The sequence below is a fragment of the Streptomyces sp. SX-6 genome (genome assembly GCF_059089585.1).
In genome coordinates this window covers 186,685-203,407 of the sequence record NZ_JBTHHU010000007.1, presented here as the reverse complement: position 1 = coordinate 203,407, position 16,723 = coordinate 186,685, and the positions used below count along the sequence as shown (strand labels likewise).

15 protein-coding genes are annotated in these 16,723 nt (G+C 72.3%); 8 read left to right on the top strand and 7 right to left on the bottom strand.

Features of this window, described 5'->3' with window-relative positions:
* The first annotated feature begins 218 nt into the window (after positions 1 to 218).
* The 4 genes from ACV530_RS11240 to ACV530_RS11225 are packed head-to-tail and all read left to right on the top strand — an operon-like array spanning position 219 to position 3,695.
* Positions 219 to 821: a DUF6875 domain-containing protein gene (locus ACV530_RS11240; protein ID WP_494332210.1), complete on the top strand. Its 603-nt coding sequence runs from the start codon at positions 219 to 221 to the stop codon at positions 819 to 821.
* The gene (locus ACV530_RS11235; RefSeq protein ID WP_494332209.1) at positions 818 to 1,708 is read left to right on the top strand and encodes a tryptophan 2,3-dioxygenase; all 891 of its coding nucleotides are present in this window, start codon (positions 818 to 820) and stop codon (positions 1,706 to 1,708) included. The genes ACV530_RS11240 and ACV530_RS11235 overlap by 4 nt, the downstream gene beginning before the upstream one ends.
* A complete protein-coding gene (locus tag ACV530_RS11230; protein ID WP_494332208.1) occupies positions 1,705 to 2,931 on the top strand; it encodes a kynureninase in 1,227 nt (408 codons plus the stop codon). The genes ACV530_RS11235 and ACV530_RS11230 overlap by 4 nt, the downstream gene beginning before the upstream one ends.
* A complete protein-coding gene (locus ACV530_RS11225) occupies positions 2,928 to 3,695 on the top strand; it encodes an SDR family NAD(P)-dependent oxidoreductase (RefSeq protein WP_494332207.1) in 768 nt (255 codons plus the stop codon). The genes ACV530_RS11230 and ACV530_RS11225 overlap by 4 nt, the downstream gene beginning before the upstream one ends.
* 12 nt (positions 3,696 to 3,707) lie before the next feature.
* On the opposite strand, the gene ACV530_RS11220 is transcribed toward ACV530_RS11225, so the two are convergent.
* Positions 3,708 to 5,681 (bottom strand): serine/threonine-protein kinase, encoded by a 1,974-nt coding sequence (locus ACV530_RS11220; protein WP_494332206.1) that lies wholly within the window; start codon positions 5,679 to 5,681, stop codon positions 3,708 to 3,710.
* A gap of 149 nt (positions 5,682 to 5,830) precedes the next feature.
* The gene (locus ACV530_RS11215) at positions 5,831 to 7,633 is read right to left on the bottom strand and encodes a sugar-binding protein (protein ID WP_494332205.1); all 1,803 of its coding nucleotides are present in this window, start codon (positions 7,631 to 7,633) and stop codon (positions 5,831 to 5,833) included.
* 228 nt (positions 7,634 to 7,861) lie between these two features.
* Between ACV530_RS11215 and ACV530_RS11210 the strand changes: the two genes are divergently transcribed.
* The 4 genes from ACV530_RS11210 (at position 7,862) to ACV530_RS11195 (ending at position 10,357) form a co-directional block, all read left to right on the top strand.
* Entirely contained in the window at positions 7,862 to 8,599 is a 738-nt protein-coding gene (locus tag ACV530_RS11210) for an IclR family transcriptional regulator (RefSeq protein WP_494332204.1), read from the top strand.
* A gap of 109 nt (positions 8,600 to 8,708) precedes the next feature.
* Positions 8,709 to 9,467, top strand: coding sequence for an SDR family oxidoreductase (locus ACV530_RS11205; protein WP_494332203.1), 759 nt, complete (start codon positions 8,709 to 8,711; stop codon positions 9,465 to 9,467).
* 13 nt (positions 9,468 to 9,480) lie between these two features.
* Complete coding sequence (locus ACV530_RS11200; RefSeq protein WP_494332202.1) at positions 9,481 to 9,930, top strand: helix-turn-helix domain-containing protein; 450 nt, start codon at positions 9,481 to 9,483, stop codon at positions 9,928 to 9,930.
* Between the two features lie 10 nt (positions 9,931 to 9,940).
* Positions 9,941 to 10,357: a VOC family protein gene (locus tag ACV530_RS11195; protein WP_494332201.1), complete on the top strand. Its 417-nt coding sequence runs from the start codon at positions 9,941 to 9,943 to the stop codon at positions 10,355 to 10,357.
* A gap of 22 nt (positions 10,358 to 10,379) precedes the next feature.
* On the opposite strand, the gene ACV530_RS11190 is transcribed toward ACV530_RS11195, so the two are convergent.
* The 5 genes from ACV530_RS11190 to pigE all read right to left on the bottom strand — a co-directional run bounded on the left by ACV530_RS11190 (position 10,380) and on the right by pigE (position 16,720).
* Positions 10,380 to 11,558 carry an acyl-CoA dehydrogenase family protein gene (locus tag ACV530_RS11190; RefSeq protein ID WP_494332200.1) on the bottom strand — a complete coding sequence of 393 codons (1,179 nt, stop codon included), beginning with the start codon at positions 11,556 to 11,558 and terminating at the stop codon, positions 10,380 to 10,382.
* Between the two features lie 119 nt (positions 11,559 to 11,677).
* Complete coding sequence (locus ACV530_RS11185; protein WP_494332199.1) at positions 11,678 to 12,439, bottom strand: phosphatase PAP2 family protein; 762 nt, start codon at positions 12,437 to 12,439, stop codon at positions 11,678 to 11,680.
* 176 nt (positions 12,440 to 12,615) lie between these two features.
* Positions 12,616 to 13,857: a beta-ketoacyl-[acyl-carrier-protein] synthase family protein gene (locus ACV530_RS11180; protein WP_494332198.1), complete on the bottom strand. Its 1,242-nt coding sequence runs from the start codon at positions 13,855 to 13,857 to the stop codon at positions 12,616 to 12,618.
* Positions 13,854 to 14,171, bottom strand: a complete 318-nt coding sequence (locus ACV530_RS11175; RefSeq protein ID WP_494332197.1) for an acyl carrier protein — start codon at positions 14,169 to 14,171, stop codon at positions 13,854 to 13,856. Before ACV530_RS11175 ends, ACV530_RS11180 begins: the two co-directional genes overlap by 4 nt.
* Positions 14,172 to 14,203: 32 nt before the next feature.
* Positions 14,204 to 16,720 (bottom strand): prodigiosin MAP biosynthesis aminotransferase PigE, encoded by a 2,517-nt coding sequence (pigE, locus tag ACV530_RS11170; protein WP_494332196.1) that lies wholly within the window; start codon positions 16,718 to 16,720, stop codon positions 14,204 to 14,206.
* Positions 16,721 to 16,723: the final 3 nt, after the last annotated feature.

Genomic DNA, 16,723 nt, shown 5'->3' with positions numbered 1-16,723 from the left:
CGGCGCCCAGCCACGAAGCGCCTTGTCAGTGGCATAACCACGTATCACCATGCACCGCACCGCAAGATTCTCCCCGCGGCAAAGCACAGCAGGTGACGGCAAATTGACCGCGCCCATTCGGCGCGGAAGCGCCTCCCCCGTCCCGCCCCCTTGGAGCGACTCTGACCATGCCCGCTCCCCGGCTGGGGAGTTGGGCCGAAACGGGGGGAGTCGGCACGGTGTCGGCGGAAATCGCGCGCGAATGGATCGGCGGCTATCTGGCCATGCCGCATGAACGCATCGGCAGAAGCGGACCGGTGTGCCCTTTCGTGGAGCCGTCCATGAAAGCCGGAACGCTGGAGCTGCGGGAGTGGGACGTCGAGCCGGACATCGACGTGAGCGGCATGGTGGAGCTCGTCCGCCGGATGACGGTGACGTTCGACGCCATGGCCTGGAAAGGACGCAACCGCACACTGCACGCGCTGGTCGTGGTGGTGCGCGGGATCGGGCCGGACCGGTTCGGGGTGCTGGACACGGCGCAAGCGCGAGTGAAGACCGAGCTGGCGTGGCGCGGCATGATGCTGGGGCAGTTCCATGCGGAGTGCGATGAACGGGCAGCCCGCAATGAGGAGTTCCCGGTGTCGCGGTCGCCCGTGCCGATGTTCGCGCTGCGGCGCATGGCCTTTCACGACGTGATGTTCCTGAACACCGACCCGCGATGGTTCGCGGCCTATCGCGCGCGGTACGGGGCGCGGTATCAAAGCGGCACGATGCCCGATCCGCTGTTCGCGCAGATCTTCGCGCGGGCGGAGCAAGCATGGGGAGACGAAGGAGTTCTGTGAGCCGCACACCACCGGATCTGGGAGTCAGCAGTGATGCCGAGCGTGCCGCGATCTCGGCGGTCACCGGAGGAACCCCTGTCGTCGACTTCACGGGCGACAGCACCCCGTACATCGATTACCAGAGCATCGACGTCCTGCTGAATCTCCAGCATCCTCGCTCGGGGGCCCCGTCGGAGCTGACGTTCTATGTGCTGGGGCAGGTCAAGGAGCTGCTGTTCAAGCTCGTGTACGAGGAAATGGTGCGTATCCGGGGGCTGTTGGACGAAGACCGCGTCCCGGAAGCCGTGTGGGCGCTGAAGCGCTCCCGGCGGGTGGTGGATCTGTTGGTGTCCTGCTGGGATGTGCTCGGCACGCTGGCGCCCACCGAATTCAACGCCTTCCGCGACCACTTGGGGCAGGCGTCCGGCTTCCAGTCGTACATGTACCGCATGGTCGAGTTCGTGCTGGGCAACAAGACCCCCGAGCTGGCCCGCCCGCACCGCGGGGTTCCGCATGTGCATGAGTCGGTGCAGCGGGCGCTGCACTCCCCCAGTGTCTACGACGCCGCGATCGCGCTGCTGGCGCGGCGTGGTGCGGACATCCCACCCGCCCTGCTGGAGCGGGACTTCTCCCAGCCGTACGAGCCCGACGAGCAGGTGGAGCGGGCGTGGGCGGAGGTCTACCGTGCGGCGGCGGCTGGGCCGGAGGATCCGGTGTTCCTGCTGGCGGAGGCGCTGATGGATGTCGCCGAGGGGATGTGCCGCTGGCGGTCGGTGCATCTGCTGACCGTGGAGCGGATCATCGGGAACAAGCCGGGTACGGGCGGGACCCGGGGTGTGGCGTGGCTGCGCAGGGTGAACGAGCACCGTTTCTTTCCGGAGTTGTGGACCGCGAGGGGGCTGTTGTGACCACGCTGGAAGAGGCTCGGCTGCTCGATGCCAAGGATCCGCTGTCCGGTTTCCCTGAGCGGTTCCACCCGGTGCCCGAGGGCGCGCTGTTCCTCAACGGGAGTTCGCTGGGGCGGCTGCCGGCGGCAACGCCCGCGCTGCTGGACGAGACGGTACGCGGCCAGTGGGGCGACCGGCTCGCGCAGGCCCGTATGCAGTGGCTGGATCTGCCGCAGCGGATGGGCGACCGGATCGCCGAGGTGCTGCTCGGTGCGGAGCCGGGCGAGGTAGTCGTCAGCGACTGCACCAGTGTCAATCTCTACAAGTTGGCCGTCGCGGCGCTGCGGGCGCGTCCGGGCCGTACGACCGTGGTGGTGGACGACGACAACTTCCCCACCGACCGCTATGTAATAGCCGGGGTCGCCGCCGACGCGGGCGGCGAACTGCGCACCGTGCACACCGACATCGACCTCGGGCTCGATCCGGAGGTACTGCGGGCGGCGCTGGACGACAGCGTGGCGGTGGTCTGCCTGTCCCTGGTGTCACCGCGTTCGGGGGCGCTGCTGGACATGGCGGCGGTCACCGCGCTGGTGCACGAGGCGGGCGCGCTGATGCTGTGGGATCTCAGCCATGCCGTGGGCGCCGTGCCGATCGAACTCGGGGCGAGCGGCGCGGACTTGGCGGTCGGCTCGACGTACAAGCACATGCTGGCGGGCCCCGGTGCGCCCGCGCTGCTGTACGTGCGGCGGGAGTTGCAGTCCCTGACCACCCAGCCCGTCCAGGGCTGGTACGGGCATCGTGAGCAGCTGTCGATGCTGCCCGATTACGATCCGGACCCGACCATACGGCGCTTTCTGACCGGCACCCCGCCGGTACTGTCGATCGTCGCGGCGGGCGGTGGGCTGGATGTGCTCGCAGAAGCGGGCATGGAGCGGGTGCGGGCCAAGAGCCTGGCGCTGACCGGGTTCCTCCAGGAGCTGGCCGAGGTGGAGCTGGTGCCGCGCGGCTTCCGGCTGGCCGGGCCGGCCGAGCCGGAGCGGCGCGGGGCGCATGTGACGTACGAGCACCGCAGTGCACGGGAGTTGGTGCCGCTGTTCGCCGAGGCGGGGGTCTTCGTCGATCCTTCGCAGCCCGACCGGCTGCGTATCGCGCCGGTGCCGCTGTCCACGCGCTTCACGGAGGTGTACGAGGCGGTGCGGCGTATGTGCCGGGTCGTGGACGCGTACGAGGGAGGAAGCGTATGAGGCAGCGGGCGCTGGTCACCGGTGCGTCGAGGGGGACCGGCATCGGTGCCGCAGCGGCGGAGGCCCTCGCGGCGCAGGGGGCGGCGGTGGCGGTGCACTGCCGCGCCGATACAGCGGCGGGCAAGGCGGTGGTCGAACGGCTGCCCGGGAAAGGGCACATGACGGTGACCGGCGATCTCGCCGACCCCGACGTGGTGGCGCGGGTCGTGGGCGAGGCGGTCGACGGGCTGGGCGGCCTGGACGTCCTGGTCAACAACTCCGGTATGTATGTGGAGCACCCCATTGCCACCACCTCCTACGCCGAGTGGCAGGAGCTGTGGCGCCGCCACCTCGACGTCAATCTGCTCGCCGCCGCCAACGCCGCCTGGTGCACGGTGGATCATCTGCTGCACCGGCCCGAGGGGCCGGCTGGCGGCCGGATCATCATGGTGGGGTCGCGCGGCGCGTACCGGGGCGAGCCGGACGTGCCCGCGTACGGGGCGAGCAAGGCGGGCCTGCACGCGCTGGCCCAGTCGCTGGCGGTGGCCCTGGGGCCGCACCGCATCGCCGTTGCCGCGCTTGCGGTCGGCTTCACGCGCACCGATCTGACGACGGAGCTCCTCGACGACCCCGAGGCCGCCCGGGCGGTGCTCGCCCAGCATCCGCTGGGGCGGGTCGCCGACCCGGACGAGATCGCCTCCGCCGTCGCGTGGTTCGCGTCTCCCCAGGCCGAGTTCGCGACCGGTGCGGTGCTGCATCTGAACGGGGGCTCGTATCTGCACTGAGCGCGACGGGGGTCAGACCGGGCGCTCGCGGGTCGCCCGGGTCTGGCGGAGTGCCGCCACCTGGCGGTAGAGCTCCACCGCCTCGGCGGCGCGGCCGAGTTGCTCCAGGCAGTGCGCCTCGTCGTTGCGGCTGGCGAGCGCGTCGGGGTGGTCCGCGCCGAGGACGCGCTGGCGGGCCTGGGCGACGTCGCGGTAGACGGTGAGGGCGTCCGGCCAGCGGCCGAGCCAGCCGAGGCCGACCGCGACCTCGCGGCGGCTGACAAGGGTGTCCGGGTGGTCGGCGCCCAGCACGCGGGCGCGGATCGCGCACACGTCGCGGGCCTCGGCGAGGGCCTCCTCCCAGCGGCCGAGACGGCCGAGGTTGACGCCGAGGCCGTGCCGGGCGCGCAGCGTGTCGGGGTGGGCCGGCCCCTGGGCCCGTGTGCGGTCCTCGATCAGGGCGCGGTAGAGCTCCAGCGCGTCCGCGCTGCGGCCCAGCCGGCCGAGGCAGATGCCCGCCTCGTAGCGGGCGGCGAGGGTGTCGGGGTGCTCGGGGCCCATGGTGCGCTCCCGGGCGGCGAGCACGGCGGCGTACACCTCGCGGGCCTCGAAGTGGCGGCCCAACTGCCCGAGCACGTACGCGGTTTCCTGGCGGGCGGCGAGGGTGTCCGCGTGGTCGGGGCCGAGTGCGCGGGACCGGCCCGCGGCGGTGCGGGCGAATTCGCGCAGGGCCTCGTCGGGGCGGCCCAGGCGGCTGAGCGTGAAGGCGACCTCGTAGCGGCTGGCGAGGGTGTCGGGGTGGTCGGCGCCGAGGAGTTGTTCACGTTCGGCGACGACGGCCAGGTGCGCCTCGCTCGCGTCCGCCCAGCGGCCCTCGCGGCCGAGCCGCAGTCCCTCGCTGTGCCGCGCGGCGAGTTCGGCGAGGACCGCGGGGGGTGGCGGGCGTTCGGCGCCGGCCGCGTCGGGGGTGGCGGTCCAGGTGCCGGTGAGGGCGGTGGTGGGGTCCGGCACGGGGGTGGGGGTGACGGTGCCGACCGCCTTGGAGCCGGTGGTCATGTTCCGGGCCCAGCCGGGCAGCCGGGGCGGTTCGGCGTTGCGGGCGGGCTCACGCTGTCCCGAACGGGGCCTCGGCACACCGGAGTCGGCGGGGCGTGCCCCGTCGCATGCCTCGGTCACGCGCCGTACGAGGTCAGCGGCGTCCTCGGGGCGGTCCCCGGGGTCCTTGGCGAGCAGGTCGAGGACCACGCGCTCGAAGGGCTCGGGGAGTTCGGGCCGCAGGTCGCGCAGGGGTCGCGGCGTGGTGTCGCGGTGGCCGACGAGGACGGCCCACGCGTCGTCCATGTCGAACGGCGGCGCGCCGGTGGCGATTTCGTAGAGCACGCAGCCCAGCGAGTACAGGTCGCTGCGGTGGTCGACGCTGCCCGCGCCGATCTGCTCGGGCGACATGTAATGGGGGGTGCCCATCGCGATGCCGGAGCCGGTGAGCCGGGCGGTGAAGCCGATGTCGTGCCCGAGGCGCGCTATGCCGAAATCGCATATCTTCACGGTGCCATCGGTGAGCCGCATGATGTTGGCGGGCTTGAGGTCGCGGTGCACGATGCCCTGCCGGTGGGTGTAGGCGAGGGCGGCGCCGACCTGTTCGGCGATGTCGATCACGTCGGGGACGGGCAGCGGGTGGGCCTTGTTGTCCTCCAGGAGCTGACTGAGGTTGCGGCCGTCGAGCAGTTCCATCACCAGATACAGCACGCCGTCGGACTCGCCGAAGTCGTGCACGACGGTGATGCCGCGGTGCTGGAGGGAGGCGGCGACGCGTGCCTCGCGGCGGAACCGCTCGCGCAACACGCGCAGATAGGACGGTTCGTGCCGGGGACCCAGCGGCTTGAGGCACTTGACGGCGACATGGCGGCCGAGCGATTCGTCGCGCGCACGCCACACCTCGCCCATGCCGCCCCGCCCGATCCGGTCGAGCAGCTGGTACCGGCCCTGGATCAGCCTGGTCTCCGCCATCCCGCGCCGCCGCCCCCGTCGATTCGCAGCCCTCCCCCGGCCCCTTCCAGTATGACGGCCCGCCTGCGCGGCTTGTAGGCCGACGGGAGCGGCGGCGCCCCGGGGAGGGCTTGTCGTCCAAGGGCACACTGTAAAGCGTGATGCCGCCGTCAGCGCGGAACGCGGGGGCCCGCGGCGAGGGGCACACCGGTGCGGCGTGCCTGCGCCACCGAGGCCGGCGAGTCCTTGCTGCGCGCCGCCTCCCGCGGTATCTCCGCGGGCCGGACCGGGCGCCCGGACGGCGGGGTGTACCCGGCCAGGCGAAGGGTGCCCCACACGTACGGGTCGGCCTGGGCACTGCCGTACGGGGACCAGGCGAGGCGGGACTTGCCGGTCTTGTCCTGTGTGTCGGAGTCGTAGACAAGGAAGTTCGCCGTCATCCGCTCCGGGTCGGCCGCCGCGGGCAGGTCACGGAGCGGAATCCTCACCTCGATCGTGTAACCCCGGTACGGTGCGGTGACCTTGGAGGCGACGACCATGCCCGGCGCCGTACGGCGGGCAGGGCCCTGGCGGTTGTCGGCGTCGCGCTCGGCGCAGGGGCCGCCGTGGTGCGCGGTGTAGGGCAGTATGCCGGTCTTGAACGTGGTCGAGGTGTCGTCGGAGCGCCCCTGCGGGTCGAGGTCGATCTCGACGGAGTCGGTGCGCCAGTGGCGCTTGCAGTCCGTCCGGGCGTCCAGTGCGGCACCCTTCTTGTCGTCGGTCACCTCGACGAGGACATACAGGTCGTCGCCGTGGCGGGAGACCCGGACCACCGCCGAACAGTCCTGCGGCGTGCAGGACTTGCCCTCCCACTGCTTCAGCCGCAGCTTCGGGCCGGGGTATTCGCCGGGCTCCGCCGTGCCGTCGACGACGGGGGCCTTGGCGACCTCGGGGACGGTGACGGAGGGGCGCGGCGGGTAGGCGGGCTGGGCGTCATTGGCCAGCCACGGCATGGCCATCCGGCGTGTCCAGTCACGGAATTCGGCGTACACGGGGCGCAGGCCGGACTGTTCGCGCACCGGGGCGGTCACCGGTCTGCCGTTTCTGCCGAGGACGGTGAACCATTCGCAGGGCATCCGCCGGGGCGGTGTGGTGACGCGGGGCGGGAGCGAACCGAAGCCCTGCGTGCGGTAGACGCGGGCCGCGTCCCGTTCGTTCTGGGCCCACGTGTGGCCGTTGGCCCGGGAGCGGGTGCCAGGCCAGACGCCGATGACAGGCAGACCGGTGTGCGGATCCTCGGCCGGGTGCGCGGTGCACCGCGGTCCGACGGGGCCCTTGAAGTCCCAGTTCTGCGCGAGGAGTCCGGAGGGTCTCCAGGGTTTGTACTTCTCCTTGGTGATCTGCTCGGGGAATGCCTTCGGGTCGGCGGCCAGGCGGAACGCCTCGACGGCGAGGCGCGCGGCCTCCTGGTGGCCGCCGTGCTGGTGGAACGGGCGCGGGTCCATGGTGACGACCGTGGCCGGGGTCGTCGCCCGGATCAGGCGGACGAGCCGCGACAGGGCGTCCGTCCGCGGCTGTCGCGGGGCCTTGTTCCAGATGCTCGCGGTCAGCGGGGCCGACAGCGTGTACCAGAAGTCCGGCTTGTCGAGGTAGAAGACGTTACGGATGCCGGCGTGCCGGACGGCGGCGCGCTCCTCCCCCTCGCGGATCATCCCGAGGGGGGCGCCTTCTTCGGGGCCCACGGCATTGCCGCCGCCCTCGCCGCGGGTGATGGTGACGACGCCCGTGCTGAGCCCGCGCCGCTCCTTCCACTGCCCGAAGGTGGCGAGGGACTGGTACTCGTCATCGGGGTGGGCCCCGATGAACAGGACGTCGGTGTGGGCGGGGTCCGCGGTGCGCGGTGCGCCGGATGCGGGGACGACGAGTGCGCTCCCGATCAGTCCGGCCGCGGCGCACAGGGTCAGCAGGGCACGTCGGTGCTGGAGCAGAGTCACGACAACCGGTCCTCTCCTTGCGCGACTTGCGGCTGGGGCCATGGCCTTCGGCTTCGGCTACGGCCTTCGGCTTCGGAATGGGGGATTGCTTCAGCTTCGGAAGACGATCGTCCCACGGATCACTGACACACGCCCACGACAACTGTTCGTTCATCGCGCCCAGTTGGCATTTACGTGGCGTTTATGGCCGTGCAGTTGTCTGAGCATGACGAGGGAAAGGGGGCGCCCATGCCCAGGTCCGTGGTCAGAGTCTCCGGCGAGCGATCCGCTCCGGGGCGAAGTGTGCTGGACGGTGCGTTCGCCCTGCTGGAGGCGGTGCAGAAGGCCCAGGAGGCCGGGCTCACCACGCTGGCGGCCGACAGCGGGCTGCCGAAGACGACGGCGTACCGGCTACTGGAGCAGCTGGTCGAACTGGGTGCCGTCGAACGCCACGGCGTCAACTACCGCATGGGGCCACGGATGTTCCGGCTGGGGCGGGAGTGGCAGCCGCACCCGAGGCTGCGGTCCGCCGCCGCGGGGCCGATGCGGCAGCTGGCCGCCGCCACCGGTGCCACGGTCGCCATGTGCGTGCTGCGGGAGGGCATGACCCTGGCCGTCTCCGGGGTCCCCGGCATGGTCGACCACGTCGCCCAAGTACAGCCGGGGGTGAGCTGGCCGTGGAGCACCGCCGCCGGCAAGGCCCTGGTGGCGGTGGCGCCGCCCCGCGTGCCCGTGGGTCCGCTGCCGGCCTCCTGGCGGCGGGAGGCCTCGGCGATCCGCGACAGCGGGGTCGCCCTGGACCGGGAGGACCTGATCCCCGGCGTGTGTTGTGCGGCCGTACCGGTCGCCCTCGGCAGCGGTCAGGCCGTCGGCGCGCTGTGCGCGATGGTCGATCCCTCGCACGACGTACGGCGCCTGGCCCACGCCGTCGAACGCGCCGGCCGGGCCGTCGACGCGGGCCTGCGCGGGGGTTTTACCCGCGCCTGAGACCCGTCCGTCCGGCACCAGTAGCCCCTCCAGTAGGGCCTGGTGGGAATCCTGACCGATGAGAGACCGATGAGAGGCGGTCCGGGCACATCTGGTGCAAGCTTCCGGCATGAGTGACAGGCAACCGCTGTCGGGATGTGTGGCATTGGTGACCGGTGCGTCCAGCGGCATCGGGGCGGCCACCGCCGAGGCGCTGGCCCGGGAGGGCGCGGCGCTCGCGCTCGTGGCCCGGCGTACCGAGCGGCTGGAGGAGCTGGCGGCCGCGATCCGGGGGCAGGGCGGCTCGTGCGTCGCCGTCACCGCCGATCTGCGGGACAGCGCACGGGCCCGGCGCACCGTCGAGGAGGCCGTCGAGCACTTCGGGCGGCTGGACGTGCTGGTGAACAACGCCGGTTACGTCGCGGTGGGGGCGGTCGAGGAGCTCGGCCCCGAGGAGATCGACCGGATGGTCGGCCTCAATCTGACGGCCGTCCTGCACATGTCGCAGGCGGCGCTTCCGCATCTGCTGCGCGCGGCGGCGGACGGCCCGCGCGGGGTCGCCGACCTGGTCGACGTCAGCTCGGTCGCGGGCCGGGTGGTGCGCCCGGGCAACAGCGTGTACTCGGCGACGAAGCACGCGGTGTGCGCGTTCGGCGAGGCGCTCCGCCAGGAGGTGACCGGGCGCGGTGTGCGGGTGGGCGTGGTCGAACCGGGGCTCGTCTCGACGGAGATGGCGGCCGGTACCGGGGTCACCGTGGCACGTGGCATGCCGCAGGAGTCCTGGCTGCGGGCCGAGGACATCGCGCGTTCCGTCGCGTTCATGGTCACCCAGCCTCCGCATGCCGCGATCAACGAGATCATGGTGCGCCCGACGGCCCAGGAGCACTGAAACTCCCCATGCGATGCTGGTGGGCGTGACACTCGAGGACCTGGTGAGGCTGCGGCGCGCGCGGGACGTGATGGACCGCGACTACGCGCAGCCGCTGGACGTCCCGGCGCTGGCCGAGGTCGCCCTCATGTCGCCGGGGCACTTCTCCCGCAGCTTCCGTGCCGCCTTCGGCGAGACGCCGTACAGCTATCTCATGACCCGCCGTATCGAGCGGGCCAAGGCGCTGCTGCGGCGGGGCGACCTGAGCGTGACGGAGGTCTGCTTCGCGGTCGGGTGCACCTCGCTGGGTTCGTTCAGTTCGCGCTTCACCGAGTTGGTCGGCGAGAGCCCGAGCGCGTACCGGGCCCGCGATCACGGGGCGGAGGCCTCGATCCCCTCGTGCGTGGCCAAGATCTTCACGCGACCACCGAGGCGCGCCGAACCGGTCAGGATCGAAGAAGCGCGATCCGCCGCCGCCTCGTAGCGTCGGGGGCATGAACATCAAGCTTTCCCAGTGCTTCATCGCAGTCGACGACCATGACAAGGCGCTCGCCTTCTACCGCGACACCCTCGGCCTGGAGGTGCGCGGGGACGTCGCGTTCGAGGGGATGCGCTGGGTGACCGTCGGGTCGCCCGAGCAGCCGGACGTGCAGATCGTCCTCGAGCCGCCGCTCGCCAACCCCAACGCCTCGCCGGCCGACAAGCAGGCGATGGCGGAGCTGCTGGCCAAGGGCATGCTGCGCGGCGTGATCTTCTCCACCGACGACTGCGACGCCACCTTCGAACGGATTCAGGCCGCCGGCGGCGAGGTCCTCCAGGAGCCGATGGACCAGCACTACGGGGTCCGCGACTGTGCCTTCCGGGATCCGGCCGGCAACATGCTCCGCTTCACCCAGCCCCTGGGCCGCTGACGCCCGTCAGCCCGTCAGCCCGTCAGCGGCGCACCTTCGGCATGCCGAGGCCGATCCAGGCGATGATCTCCCGCTGGATCTCGTTGTTGCCGCCGCCGAAGGTGAAGACGACGGCGCTGCGGTAGGCGCGTTCGAGCTCGCCGTGGAGGACGGCGCCCGTGGAGCCGTCCTTGAGCGGCCCGGCCGCGGACAGCACCTCCATCAGCCAGGCGCAGGCTTCGCGGCGGGCCTCGGAGCCGTACACCTTCACCGCCGAGGCCTCGTGCGGGGTGAGGGTGCCGCGCTGGAGGGCGTCCACCATGCGCCAGTTGAGGAGCTTCATGGCCTCGAGCCGGATGTGGGTGCGCGCGAGCAGGCCGCGTACCCAGCCGAGGTCGAGGACGCGGCGCCCGTCGGTGGTCCGGGTCGCGGCGGCCCAGGCGCGGACGTCGCGCAGGGCCCTGATGGCGGAGGCGCCGTGGGCGGCGAGGGTGACGCGCTCGTGGTTGAGCTGGGTGGTGATGAGCCGCCAGCCGGCGTTCTCCTCGCCGACCCGGTTGGTCACGGGGACGCGGACGTTCTCGTAGTGGCTCGCGGTCGTGTCGTGCGAGGCGAGGGTGTGGATGAGGGTGCAGGAGTAGCCGGGTGCGGCGGTCGGCACCAGGAGGATGCTGATGCCCTTGTGGGGCGGTGCGTCCGGGTCGGTGCGCACCGCGAGCCAGATCCAGTCGGCGGTGTCGCCGTTGGTGGTCCAGATCTTGTGGCCGTTGACGACGTAGTGGTCGCCGTCGCGGACCGCGCGGGTGGTGAGGGAGGCGAGGTCCGTCCCGGCGCCGGGTTCGCTGTAGCCGATGGCGACGTCGATCTCGCCGGACAGGATCCGGGGCAGGAAGTAGGCCTTCTGCTCGTCGGTGCCGTACCGCATGAGCGTGGGGCCGACGGTGTTGAGCGCCATGAGCGGCAGTGGTACGCCCGCCTGTGCGGCCTCGTCGAAGAAGATGAACTGTTCCATGGGCGTCAGCCCGCCGCCCCCGTACTCCTCGGGCCAGCCTGCCCCGAGGCGGCCGTCGGTGCCGAGGCGGCGGATGGTGCGGCGGTAGAAGCGCTTCTGCTCTGCGGGGTCGGCGTGCCGGGAGGCGGAGCCCTCGGGCACGAGGCCGGCGAAGTACTCCCGCAGTTCACTGCGCAGGCGCTGCTGCTCCGGGGTGTAGTCGAGATCCACGGCCCCTCCCCAGGGTCGGTCCCACGGCGGCGGCGCACACGGTAGAACGCGTCGCGGCAATACGGAAGGGCGGGGTGCGTTCCACGCACCCGCCCCTTCGCCGTATCCGGTCCTGCCGCTCAGCGTCCTACGCGCCTGCGGTGGCGTCCGCCGCGCCCCGGGCCGGGCACGGAGGATCCGGTCCCGCCATGGGCCGCCTCGAGCTCCGCCCGCTCCTGGGCCAGGCCGAAGCTGCCGAGCAGCGGCAGGCGGTCCAGGTTCGGCAGCAGCCACGCGTGCCAGATGCCTGTGATGAAGAAGATCGCGGAACCGGCGATCAGCACCGAGCCGAAGGTGTCGGTCGGGTAGTGGGCGCCGATGTACATCCGGGAGAAGGCGACCAGCAGCACCGCGAGGACACCGCAGACAGCGACGGTGCGCCGGTGGCGGGAGTTGCGGAACAGGAAGTACGCGGCGACGGCCACGGCCACGGTGAAGGCCGTGTGGCCGCTGGGGAAGCTGTTGGAGCCGATCTCCGGGTCGAGCGAGAACTTGGCCGGCGGCCGGTGGCGGGCCACGATGAACTTCGCGACCTGGGTGCTGTTCCAGCCGACGGCGACCACGAGGAACGTGGCGACCGCCCGGATGGGCCGGCGCCGTACGAACAGCAGCCAGCCGGTCCACACCGCGAGGACGATCACGCCGGCGACGGGCGAGGCCAGGTAGCTGACGCCCAGCATCACGTCGTTCAGCCAGCCGGTGCGGGTGTTGGTCTGGATCGTGCGGTCCAGGTCCAGGTCGTGCGGCTGGATCAGCGAGGTGTGCGCGGCGAGGAGTCCGAGTGCGATCGCCACCACGAACAGCAGGATCGAATAGCGCAACCAGTGGCGCACGTAGGGCATGGGCAAGGTGTCCTTCGTATCGGCATGGCGGCGCCGGAACGGCTGCACGCGCGGGATGAAGCGGGATGTACCCGCAAACGCTACATGCGCGGGGCGGCGAGGCCCCAAGCCCGCCTGCCGTGAGGGGTGATCAACGGCACGATGCGTGACGGGATCACCCCTCACAGTGAAGGAGGTCAAGCCCGGGTGAAGGCGAGCACCACGTTGTGCCCGCCGAAGGCAAAGGAATCGGAGAGCACGGCGTCGACGGCCGTCTCCCTGCCGCCCGCGCCCACGACGTCGAGGCCGAGCGTGCTGTCCGGTTCGTCCAGGTTCGCTGTCGGGGGCACCACGTTGTGCACGAGCGCCTGGACGGAGGCGACGGCCTCGATGGCGCCGGAGGCGCCCAGCGTGTGGCCCGTCATGGACTTCGTCGCGGAGACCGGCACCCGCGAGGCGGCCTCGCCCAGCCCGAGGTGCAGCGCCCGCGCCTCCGCGGCGTCGTTGAACGAGGTGGCCGTGCCGTGGGCGTTGACGTACGACACGTCCCCGGCGGCGAGGCCCGCCGACCGCAGCGCCGCGCCGATCGCCAGCGCGGCGCCCGCCCCGTCCGGCCGGGGGGCGGTGACGTGGTACGCGTCCGAGGACCGTCCGTAGCCGCGGAACTCCGCGAGCGGGACGGCGCCGCGGGCCGCCGCGTGCTCGGCGGACTCGAGGACCAGCACGGCCGCTCCCTCGCCGAGGACGAAGCCGTCCCGGTCGGCGCTGAACGGGCGGCTGGCCCCGGCGGGGTCGTCGTTGCGGGTGGACAGGGCGCGGATCCTGGCGAAGCCGCCGACCATGCGGGAGGCGAGCGGTGCCTCGGTGCCGCCGGCGAGGACGACGTCGGCCTCACCGCTCGTGATCATCTGGTGGGCGGCGACGAGGGAGTCGGCCCCGGAGGCGCAGGCGGTGACGGTCGCGCCGCTCGGGCCGGTGAGGCCGTGCCGGATGGTGATCCAGGCGGCCGGGCTGTTGGCCATCGACGCGGGGATGAAGCGGGCGGAGAGCCCCTGGTGGCCACGGACGTAGGAGGCGTGGAAGTTGTGCTCCGTGGTCTCGGCGCCGCCCGCGCCGCAGCCGATCGCGACGCCGATGCGGCCGCGGTCCTCGGCCTCGAGGTCGAGGCCGCTGTCCTCGAGCGCCAGCCGTGCCGCCGCGTCGGCGAGCTGCGTGGCACGGTCGGTGGCGCGGACCTCCCGGCGGGGCAGCTCCAGGTGCTCGGGCAGGTCCACCTCGGCGGCGATCCGCACCGGCAGGTCCGAGGCGTCGAAGCGGCTGATCGGGCGGACGCCGCTGCGGCCCTCGAGCTGGCCCACGTGGAAGCGCTTCGCGCCCACGCCGACGGAGGTCACCGGGCCGAGCCCGGTGACGACGACCCTGCGGCCATGGCCCGTCATGCCGTGACCTCGGCGGAGCTCTCGGGCCTTTGCGCCTGGGCCTCGTCCACCCGGCTCTCGTTCTCCTGGGTCTCGTTCTCCTGGGTCTCGATGAAGGCGACCACGTCGCCGAGGGAGGCGAGCTTCTCGGCGGCGGCGTCGTCGATCGACAGGCCCAGGCGGCTCTCCACGATGGTCACCAGCTCGACCATGTCGAGCGAGTCGAGGCCCAGGTCCTCCTTGAGCCGTGCGTCCGGGGTGATCTCCTCGGGCAGCAGGCCGAGGTGGTCGACGAGGAATTCGGTCATCTGCTGCTGAACGGTGCTTTCGCTCATGGCGGTTGTCTCTCTTCCGGTGAGGATGGCGGTCAGGGACGCCATGCGTCCAGGTCCGCGTGCAGGGCGAGTCCGGCGCAGACGGCGGCCACGCTGTCGGCGAAGCGGTCGGCCTCGGCCGTCCCGAGGATCAGCGGCGGCTGGATTCTCAGGACGCGGTTGTGGTTGGCGGTGACGAAGGTGAGGATCCGGTGGTCGCGGGCGAGACTGCCCACGAAGCGCAGGCACATCAGGTCGCCCAGCGTGGACTCCACCGCCTCGCCCGCGCGCGACAGCGCGCCGCGCAGGTCGTCGGGCAGCCAGTCCGCGAGGGCGTGCAGGTCTCCGGGGAGCCGGGTGAGCGCCTCGTCCGTGAACGCCCGTACGGCGCCGGAGAAATCGCCGTCGAACTCGATGGCGGTCATCAGGCCGATGCCGCGCACATCCTTCACGAAGCCGTAGGGCGCGGTCACGTCCCGCAGCCGGGCGCGCAGGTGCTCGCCGATCTTGCGGGCGTGGCCCGGCAGGTCCTGGCCGGTGAGCACGTCCAGGGTGGCCAGGCCCGCGGCCGCGGCGAAGTTGCCGCCGCCGAAGGTCGAGGAGTGCAGCATCGACCGGTCGGTGCTGCCGTAGGCGGCGTCCCACAGGTCGGCGCGGCACAGCGTCGCCGAGATGGGGACCAGGCCGCCGGACAGCGACTTGGCGAGGCACAGGACGTCCGGGTCGAGGCCGTCGTGCTCGGCGGCGAACAGGGCGCCGGTGCGCCCGAGTCCGGTCTGGATCTCGTCCAGGACGAACGCCGCTCCCGCCCCGCGGCACAGCTCGCGGGCCGCGCGCAGATAGCCCTCGGGCGGCAGGACGACACCGCCCTCGCCCTGGACCGGTTCCACGATGAACGCGGCCGCCCCGTCGATGACTTCGGCGAGGGCGTCGAGGTCGCCGTACGGAACCCCGACGGTGTCGGGCAGCAGCGGGCCGAACGGGGCCCGGTGCGCGGCCCGTCCGGTCACCGACAGGGCGCCCAGGGTCTTGCCGTGGTAGCTGTTGTCGGCGTACACGAGGCGGGTACGGCCCGTGCCCGCGCGGGCCAGTTTGAGTGCCGCCTCGATCGCCTCGGTGCCGGAGTTCCCGAAGAAGACGCGCTCGAGACGCCCGGGGGCGAGCGCGCTGAGCCGCTCGGCGAGCTCGGCGGCCTGGGCGGGCATCGAGACGTACTGGATGAAGGTCGGCGCCCCCTGGTCCATGAACTGCCGCAACCGCGCCGTGACTTCGGGGTGGTTGTGGCCGAGGTTGAGGCAGCCGTAGCCGGCGATGAAGTCGAGGTACTCGGTGCCGTCGGCGGTGGTGAGGGTGGCGCCCTGCCCGTGCGTGAAGACCCGGTCCAGGCCGTGGGCCGCGAACAGCCGGGCCATGGGCGGGTTGACGTACTCCCGGAACCGCCGCACGGTGAGGGCCGTCACCTCCCCTCCCGCTCCCCCGCCGCCGGAGACGGGCCGGTGGTGGCGGGCCAGGCGGGCGATGTCGTCGTCGGGGACCGTGCGGCCGAACGACGCGAGCGGGGTGGGCAGGAAGCCGTGCCGGGCGGCCAGGCCGCCGATCATCGCGACCCGTTCCAGGTCGAGTTCACGGCCCAGCGAGAAGGACTCGGTGCGGCCCTCCAGCGCGAGCACCATCGTCTCCGCGAGGCAGCCGTTGAGCTGCCGGGCCGGTGCGGGCAGGGTGCCGTCACCGATCCGTACCGCGTCGGTGGCGCTGACGAGGCCGCCGTCGATGACGAGGACGTCGCTGCCGGGGCCCGGCGGTACGGTGACGTCACGGGGCAGGGCGACGTCGATGACGACCGAACCCGGGCGGAGCGCCTCGGGGTCGACGAGTCCGCCGGTGGAGGAGGCGCAGACGAACAGCCGGGTACGCGGGGCGCAGTCGGCGATGTCGTCGACGACACGGGTACGTTCGCGGTCCTCGGGGTCGAGGTGGCGGAGCAGGGATGCGGGGGCTCGCTGTCCTCGGCGGCACACCAGGTCGAGCGGGAAGCCGTCGGCGAGCAGCAGCCGGGCGACGGCCAGGCCGATGGAGCCGGGGTAGCCGACGACGGCGACGCGGGTGTGCTCGGGGTCGAGGCCGAGGAGCGCCACCGTGTGCAGCAGCTCCTGATGAGCGGCGTACGCGGTGAGGGAGTTGCCGCTGGTGACCGGGACGCCCACCTGCTCGGCGGTCCACAGGCCGCGGTCCCCGACGATGGAGGTGGCGCCGCCCAGGCCGACCAGTTGGGCGCCCGCCTCGTCGCGCAGCGCGGTGACTTCGGCGGCGACGAGGTTGCGGGCGATGGTGGGCCGGCGCAGCAACTGCGGTGCGGTGTACGGGAGGCAGCGGACCTCTCCGGTGCAACGGGCGCCGGTGGCGGAGGTGACGGAGGTGAGCAGGGGCAGCGGGACGTGGTGGCGCGGGTGTGGTGGGGGCGCGGTGCCGCGGTGGTCGTCGAGGAGGCGTCCCAGCAGGTCGAGGCCGCGTATCTGGTGACGGTGCCCGGTGCTGGTGGGGTGGGCGAGGAAGCCGAAGGTGACGGGCAAGGT

What these genes read in the sequence shown, in the direction of transcription:
- ACV530_RS11185 (WP_494332199.1), bottom strand. Translation starts at nt 12,439, where the DNA reads ATGCCCTACGTGCGCCACTGGTTGCGCTATTCGATCCTGCTGTTCGTG.
- ACV530_RS11225 (WP_494332207.1), top strand. Translation starts at nt 2,928, where the DNA reads ATGAGGCAGCGGGCGCTGGTCACCGGTGCGTCGAGGGGGACCGGCATC.
- ACV530_RS11220 (WP_494332206.1), bottom strand. Translation starts at nt 5,681, where the DNA reads ATGGCGGAGACCAGGCTGATCCAGGGCCGGTACCAGCTGCTCGACCGG.
- ACV530_RS11175 (WP_494332197.1), bottom strand. Translation starts at nt 14,171, where the DNA reads ATGAGCGAAAGCACCGTTCAGCAGCAGATGACCGAATTCCTCGTCGAC.
- ACV530_RS11205 (WP_494332203.1), top strand. Translation starts at nt 8,709, where the DNA reads ATGAGTGACAGGCAACCGCTGTCGGGATGTGTGGCATTGGTGACCGGT.
- ACV530_RS11195 (WP_494332201.1), top strand. Translation starts at nt 9,941, where the DNA reads ATGAACATCAAGCTTTCCCAGTGCTTCATCGCAGTCGACGACCATGAC.
- ACV530_RS11180 (WP_494332198.1), bottom strand. Translation starts at nt 13,857, where the DNA reads ATGACGGGCCATGGCCGCAGGGTCGTCGTCACCGGGCTCGGCCCGGTG.
- ACV530_RS11210 (WP_494332204.1), top strand. Translation starts at nt 7,862, where the DNA reads ATGCCCAGGTCCGTGGTCAGAGTCTCCGGCGAGCGATCCGCTCCGGGG.
- ACV530_RS11200 (WP_494332202.1), top strand. Translation starts at nt 9,481, where the DNA reads ATGCTGGTGGGCGTGACACTCGAGGACCTGGTGAGGCTGCGGCGCGCG.